The sequence below is a fragment of the Merdimonas faecis genome (assembly GCF_001754075.1).
In the GTDB taxonomy this organism is placed as follows: Bacteria; Bacillota; Clostridia; order Lachnospirales; family Lachnospiraceae; genus Merdimonas; species Merdimonas faecis.
In genome coordinates, this window is sequence record NZ_MIEH01000044.1 from 1 (window position 1) to 6,734 (window position 6,734).

The following is a 6,734-nucleotide window of genomic DNA, read 5'->3' on the forward strand; positions in this document are numbered from 1 at the left end:
ATAATTCTGCGGAAACTCAAGGAAGTTTAAGATTGACATTATGAGAAATTCGTGCTACACTATATTAACGTAAGGGATTCTCGTGTAAGGTAGCGAGGGTTCTTTTTTTAAAAGATATCTGAATATTTTCCTTGAAAGAGCAAATATTCAAAAAATAATAAAAATTGGAGGATTAAATGCATATGCTAATAGGAAAAGTAGAAAAACAAAATATAGGAAAATTAAAGGTGGATACTTTTCCGGGAAGGGCAATGCGAGTTTCTCCAATTGAAAAAGCAAATCATAGTGGCCCGCGTATTTTTGAAAAGCCACATTTGTTAGCTCCGGCATATAAGAAAAATATATCATAATATTATTGATGAGAACCCTGTTTTTATTTACAGGGTTTTTTTTTGTCAAAAGAGAAGGAGTGGGATGGGCTTATGGAACAGAAGAAAAATAATTTTGATTTAGTGATGCTGAGTTTGTATAGAAGTAATTTGATAGATGAGGCTGGCGAAAATCCAAGTAAGGACAACAGTGAATATTTTATTATGGATTATTTTGACTGGATGAAAAAAGAGATATTAAAATGGGATGAATCGCGGCTGTCAGACTGCATGGGGATAAGAAGAAATGCAAATGATAAAAGAGGAATATCACATCAAAGGTACTGTCTTTACGGAGAAAGAGGTCAGGGAGTTTTTGAAGACGAGAAACGCCCTGTTTTGACAGTTATCCAAATTTTTATAAATCCTGAGTTATATCAATTTCAGGAGTTTGAAGATAAGTCTGATGTTTCCCGGGAAAATTGTATGCATAAAGTACAAACATGTATAGAAAGCTATGTCAAGAGCAGGGGAAAGAGCTTGAAGTGGGGAATATATTCTCTGTTGACAGAAGGAGACTTTGCGGTCGTAGTGCGCAGCAATCAATTTCACGATGCATACGATCTTTCGTCGTTAATAAGGAATATCGGGATTAAGGTGGGGGAAAGTAAGGCAGAAGCCTTCCATACCTATAGTATATCTGGGATTTATGTGAATAAAGAGAATGCTGGAGACGTAAAGTGGACTGGTTATCTTTCTAAGGATGATCGAGTAGTTATACGAATGAATTTTTCGCAACGTTTTCGTCAGGGAAATGGTATGGTCGAGAAAGGGAAAAGGAAAGAATTATTATGTCGAGGCTCACGTCTTTTTGGAAGATATGATTATCAGATTGAATGTTCAGCCAAAGAGTTTGAGAATATATATCCGTCGCTTTTGGATTTTAAACTTGGTAAGAGCAAAGATGAATATCCCTTTGATAATCAAGGTAACGATAACGCAAGTTTTGTTTTATGGATGCTTCATAATGGTTATGTTTCACAAATTAATGAAAAATTATTGTTGAGATATGAAGCGGATGAATTTATAGAAGGAAAGGGATTTGAACTTTGGAATTTGAACAAAAATTCGTCAGAGAAATGGATATCCTTATATAAGAAAAATCAGAAGGAGATTGATAAATTAAAAGAAAGAATACAGGAAATTGAAGGGGAAATTGCCAAGTATTACATGTATGAACGCAATTTAAAAGAATATACAAGGCTATTAGGAAGATTATGCAGAGTATTTTACGAAATAAATAAATTACGGGAATTGCAAGTCAGCCTGTCTATTTTAATTGAAGAGTATAAAGTATTTGTGGCATCGATTGAACAATATTTGAAGACGGCATGTACTATCGATAAAAAGAATGCCGCCGATATTTTGGCGGAAAATTTGAAAATGGGAATAGTCGTACTGGAAATCTATACTAGATATATACGAAGTATTAATTTACAGACATTGCAGACACCTAATTATGATCTGCAGACGAATGTTTGCGTTGAGAAAATTTTGCTTGCATATAGTCAATTTTTAGTTCCTTTTTTGAACTTAAAAAAGACAGAAGCCAGGGAAGAGAGATATCCTTATCTTTCGCATACATTATATCCAATTGTAGTTCCGATGATGGAAGTTTCGGATTTGTCAGTAATGGTACTGTTTGATGATGACCATTCCGCTGAGGAGGACATGCCTAAATTAATGGCGGTTAGCAGCCCGACGTTTTTGAATCTCTGTGAATCTTGCTTTTTGATACCAATTATTTTTCATGAAATAGCACACCAATTTCGATATGAAAGTATGAAAGAAAGGAATAACTGTCTGGAAAATTATATATTAAAGAGTTTGGTTTTTCGTATTGTGGTGAGGATACTGGCGGGTAAAGATTATTACAATTTGGAACAAGACAAAATGACGGAAGGCATAGTTGAAAAAATCTATGCAGAACTGAAGAAGTGTTTAGAAATTAATGAGAATCAAAGCCTGGAGAATTTCCGATTTGAATTGAAGGCCAGCATACTGCAGTATATAGAGACCGTGTTAAATAGGAATATGACATTAGACGCACTGGTAAACAGTTATTTTACTAAGGTGCAAGGTGATGTTTGCGATTATAATAGCGATATGACAGATGCAATCTATAGGACGCTGTCAGCATTGGATGATTGGAAATCATCGGCAGGAGAGCGGCTAAGGAAAGGTGAAGAACAGGAAAAGTATCAGAAAGTAGTTCAATCTCTGGAAACAGTAGGGGAAGTTCAACAGAAACAATTGATGGGACAAATAAAAGCGCAGATAGAAAAAATGAGCGGTAAAATCGAAATGGGAAAGTTTTCATCACAATTGGAAAAAGTAGAAAAAGCAGATACAGACCACTCTATTTGCGATGATGAGCGAAAAACACTTTATGAAATGTGGAATGAAATCAGCGAAAACCTACATAATGGTAGTGACAATCTTGAGTTAAAGTACTATCAAAATGAATTAGAAAAAACGCTAAAAAAGTACCATAATTTTATCCTGAATTATAGAGATATAAGACAGAAAATGGAAGAAGATCCGGCCAGAATAGATTACCAGACATTGCAGAAAGTGCAAGCGGTAAATGAGAGTATATATAGAAGTATTCGTCTCCAGATAGAAAAATGTATAAGAGAAAGAGGACAAAAGCTATCATGGGATACATCCACTATTTCTACAGAAGAATTGGAGCTGATTTTACGAAAAATAAAGATAGAGGATCAAAAAACAAAAATAGAAGAACTGCAGGAAATATTGGAAGGGTTAAGACTGGAGGTATCTGATCATGTTGACAACATAATTGAAATGTATAGAGAAGTCACCTCGGATTTATATATGTGTGGGATTATGGGGTTGAATATATTTGGATACCTGGTTATGGCAGCTGAGTATTTTGAGCTGCGAGTTGATAACGAGGAGGGCTTGCTGACGCGGATTTTTTGGGTGCTCCAATGTATCGCAGAGTCAGATGGAAAACTAGATAATCTGGATAAGTACCTTTGTGATGAATTATATAAACAGACTGTTTGCTTAAAGGAAGGTCTGCTAAAATATCATGAACAGTATTTTAAGAATGGGAAGAGAATGCTTCCTTTAAAACGGGAAGGGGGATTAGAAAATATACGGAGATTTTTAAATAGTATTGATGAAAATGCAGTATATCAAGATAGTGAGATGTCTGGTAATACTGCTTCAACGCAGAAGTGGATCGTCCGTATATATAAAAAGATAGCGGAAATCGTAAGCAAATTGGAGGGCAGGAGATCAGGACGTGATGTGATAGGAGAAAAAGACATGTGGAAGGACTTGACGAGTGAAGATGCATATTATGCTAAGAGGGAAAGCTTACAAAAGGATTTAGGCGCTAAATCTCTTGGAAAACTTTGTGAAGGTATTGCAGAGATATTGAATTGTCCTGCTAAGTTTTATCAGCAAAGGAAGTCCTTACTAAAAGAGGAGATTGAATTTATTTTGGAATATTATGAAGAAAGCTGCAGATCCATATGGAGAGAGGAAGTACAGTGAAATGCCATATACAGAAGAAAAAATATATCATTTAAAAGACTATGTTGAATATGTCTCTGAATTGGGAAATAGGCTAAAGATTGAAGCGAAAACTCCTCCGGTACTTTGGTTCAGAGGACAGCAAAAGCAGTCTTATCAGCTGCGCCCATCTTTGGTACGGGAAATGTATGGCAAAGCACCGCAATCATCAGAGGAAATGCCAATTCAAGAGGAAATGCGTTATCAGCATTATCTGGCAAAGAATTATCATTTTTTGGATAAGAATCCAGAGACGCAGCTGGACTGGATGGGACTTATGCAGCATCATTCTGTAAAAACACGTCTGCTTGATTGGTCGGAGTCTATGTTTCATCCGCTTATATTTGCATTAGAATGTTTTTTCGACAGGGAAAAATATAAAACGTATGATCGAATTTATAGTTCGCCTCATGTATGGGTATTTGAGCCCATTGAATGGAACAGGAAAGCGATAGAGAATATATTACAATCTGATAAAATAATTAATGAGTGTATAAAAAGTATCATATTTACTGGAAGAAGTTACAGACATGTTCGAAAAAAGTTTTATAAAAAAATGCGTAACCTGAAGACGGATATTCCATCTCGTTTACAAACTAAAAAAACCAGACATTTGGAAGGGATTTTTAACCTTAGCACGATTGAGAAAAGAATTGAGAATTTAGGGCATGAAGAATTATTATCCTTATTAGCAAACGGGGAAGAATTTGAGTGCTTGTTTTATGTCCTTTACCAAGTATATTTAACATCGAAAAAATGGGAACTTGATAAAGTCATGCCGTTGGCTGTTGTGGAATCTTATCACAGTGAGCGAATACGTGCTCAACGAGGAGCATTTACAATTTTTCCGTATTATAAAGACGAAAAGAAAATGAAAAGATTGCGGAACGTTGATATTTTTTTAGATGCTATGGAGAATATGGGGAAGGGTAATCAATTTTTGCACAAAATTCGGATTTGTAATCAGGAAGAAATAGCTTTTGAAGTAATGAATGCCGGGATGAACAGCAGCTGGTTATATCCTGAAATGCCGGTGGTAGCCAATACGATTGAAAATAGGGATTTTAACTTTTAACAAGAGGAGAAGGGATATTCATGATTGAGGAAAAAAGCTTCAGCAAAAATAAGATTAGCAACATTATTGAGGTTGTTTCCGGGGATATTATTACACTTAGCAAGAATAAGAAAATGCATATTGATGCAATTGTAAATGCGGCAAAACCAACTTTGATGGGGGGCAGTGGAGTAGATGGTGCGATCCATGCGGAAATGGATAGGATCTTGGGAAAGAGAAAAGGCTTAATCACCTTTAATGAAAAAATAATTCAAGAACTAGAGAAGAAGCACGGCATGCAGGATGTTAAAGGGAAGGATGGGGGCGTAATTCATGAAAATAGGATTCGATGTAACCCTGGACAAGCTGTTAAAACGAGCGGTGATAAAGAGTTCGTAAAGTATATTATACATGCGGTAGGGCCAAAATATGATGGGGGATCAGAATGTATTCGGAATCTTCAAGAGTGCTACAAGAGTATCATGAAGATTATTTTTGATAGTTCGGATATACAGAGAGTAACGATTCCTATAATTGGTTCTGGAAACTATGGGTTCCCTATGGGACTGGCATTTCGAATTGCATTGACTACCATAGGAAATCAATTGATAGAATGCAAACATAGAAATTGTGACGCCTATTCCAATATCAAAAAAATATATTTGGTAATATATGGCGAAAGATCAGCAGAGAATGAGACAGTTCAAAAGATTTATAGAGAGAATCAGCGCTTGATTGAAAAAGAAGAGAGGATGGTCAGCGTAGGGGTATTAGAGGCACAGCGTTCTTATGTTGCGGAGATTTGGAAATTTGATAAAGAAAGAAGATACTATTTTACGATAACAAAGATGATGCGTTTGCTATTAGTGGTGGCACGGTTTGTATTCTTTCCCACGCTTTTGCTTAGGCATTGGGCCGGAAAACGTGGATGGAGGTTTCGACGAGAAATTATTGAGGTTGAAACGATATTTGCCGCAATTTTTCCTGCTTTGATGGTGTTTATATTGATGATGCTTCAAAGATGGCAGCCTGGAATTATTGAAGCATCTGGGTGGATATTAGGGATAATGTGTGCTCTTTGTGCTTATATTATGGCGGATACCATTACATATTTGCTTTCGTTGGTTTTTCTTGCAGATATACAAAGACCTTCAGCGAATCAGCTTCGCTCTTTTATCCTTTTGTGTTTTAATTATATAGAAATGATTCTGGGAACAGCAGTCTTTATTTATTGTTATTGTTGGAGGCGAGTGACATTCTGGGGAGCGGTAGACTACAGTATGTTTGGAAATATATATAGCATAGAAGGCTATGATGGCGTTTTAAGAACAATTGCATACATGAAAACAGGGATTGACTTCATATTTTTAGTATTAGCTTTTGCATTTATAGTTGGTCAGTTGAAACAAAGGCGCTTTTTGAGTGATTATTAGAATTGAGGGATGAAGATGAAACTGAGGAGAAAAAAGATGAGTTTGGTGAAATAGAGAGCGTAAAATTTTCTGTGTCTATGGGAAAAATTCTTCTTTGATAAGAAACAGATATGTATAAATGTCTTGTCGGAACTTCTGCTTTTTTGCTGTCGAATTACTTATCTGTTTATAGTATTCCCTATATGACTCATGTTATGCATGAATTTTAAAATTTTTTGCAGCACAAATAACGGCATCAGCAATCCCTTATCGTGGGCTCTGCCCACACCCGGCCTCAGGAATAAGGTGGGATTTTCTGGGAATACTATAAATGCTGTGCGTGGTAAGGTGATT

Annotated in this window: 4 protein-coding genes; all 4 read left to right on the plus strand. The window is 36.0% G+C overall.

The features are described from left to right. Positions 1 to 182 precede the first annotated feature (182 nt). The 4 genes from BKD12_RS17050 (at position 183) to BKD12_RS15960 (ending at position 6,401) form a co-directional block, all read left to right on the plus strand. Positions 183 to 350, plus strand: a complete 168-nt coding sequence (locus tag BKD12_RS17050) for a hypothetical protein (protein ID WP_176730997.1) — start codon at positions 183 to 185, stop codon at positions 348 to 350. A 72-nt stretch (positions 351 to 422) separates the two neighbouring features. After that, entirely contained in the window at positions 423 to 3,896 is a 3,474-nt protein-coding gene (locus BKD12_RS15950; RefSeq protein ID WP_070090336.1) for a hypothetical protein, read from the plus strand. Continuing rightward, a complete protein-coding gene (locus BKD12_RS15955; protein ID WP_083263011.1) occupies positions 3,853 to 4,989 on the plus strand; it encodes an FRG domain-containing protein in 1,137 nt (378 codons plus the stop codon). Before BKD12_RS15950 ends, BKD12_RS15955 begins: the two co-directional genes overlap by 44 nt. A gap of 20 nt (positions 4,990 to 5,009) precedes the next feature. After that, complete coding sequence (locus BKD12_RS15960) at positions 5,010 to 6,401, plus strand: macro domain-containing protein (RefSeq protein WP_070090338.1); 1,392 nt, start codon at positions 5,010 to 5,012, stop codon at positions 6,399 to 6,401. Positions 6,402 to 6,734: the final 333 nt, after the last annotated feature.

Excerpts from the sequence above, each read along its gene's own strand:
- BKD12_RS17050 (WP_176730997.1), top strand. The coding sequence starts at position 183 with ATGCTAATAGGAAAAGTAGAAAAACAAAATATAGGAAAATTAAAGGTG.
- BKD12_RS15950 (WP_070090336.1), top strand. The coding sequence starts at position 423 with ATGGAACAGAAGAAAAATAATTTTGATTTAGTGATGCTGAGTTTGTAT.
- BKD12_RS15955 (WP_083263011.1), top strand. The coding sequence starts at position 3,853 with ATGAAGAAAGCTGCAGATCCATATGGAGAGAGGAAGTACAGTGAAATG.
- BKD12_RS15960 (WP_070090338.1), top strand. The coding sequence starts at position 5,010 with ATGATTGAGGAAAAAAGCTTCAGCAAAAATAAGATTAGCAACATTATT.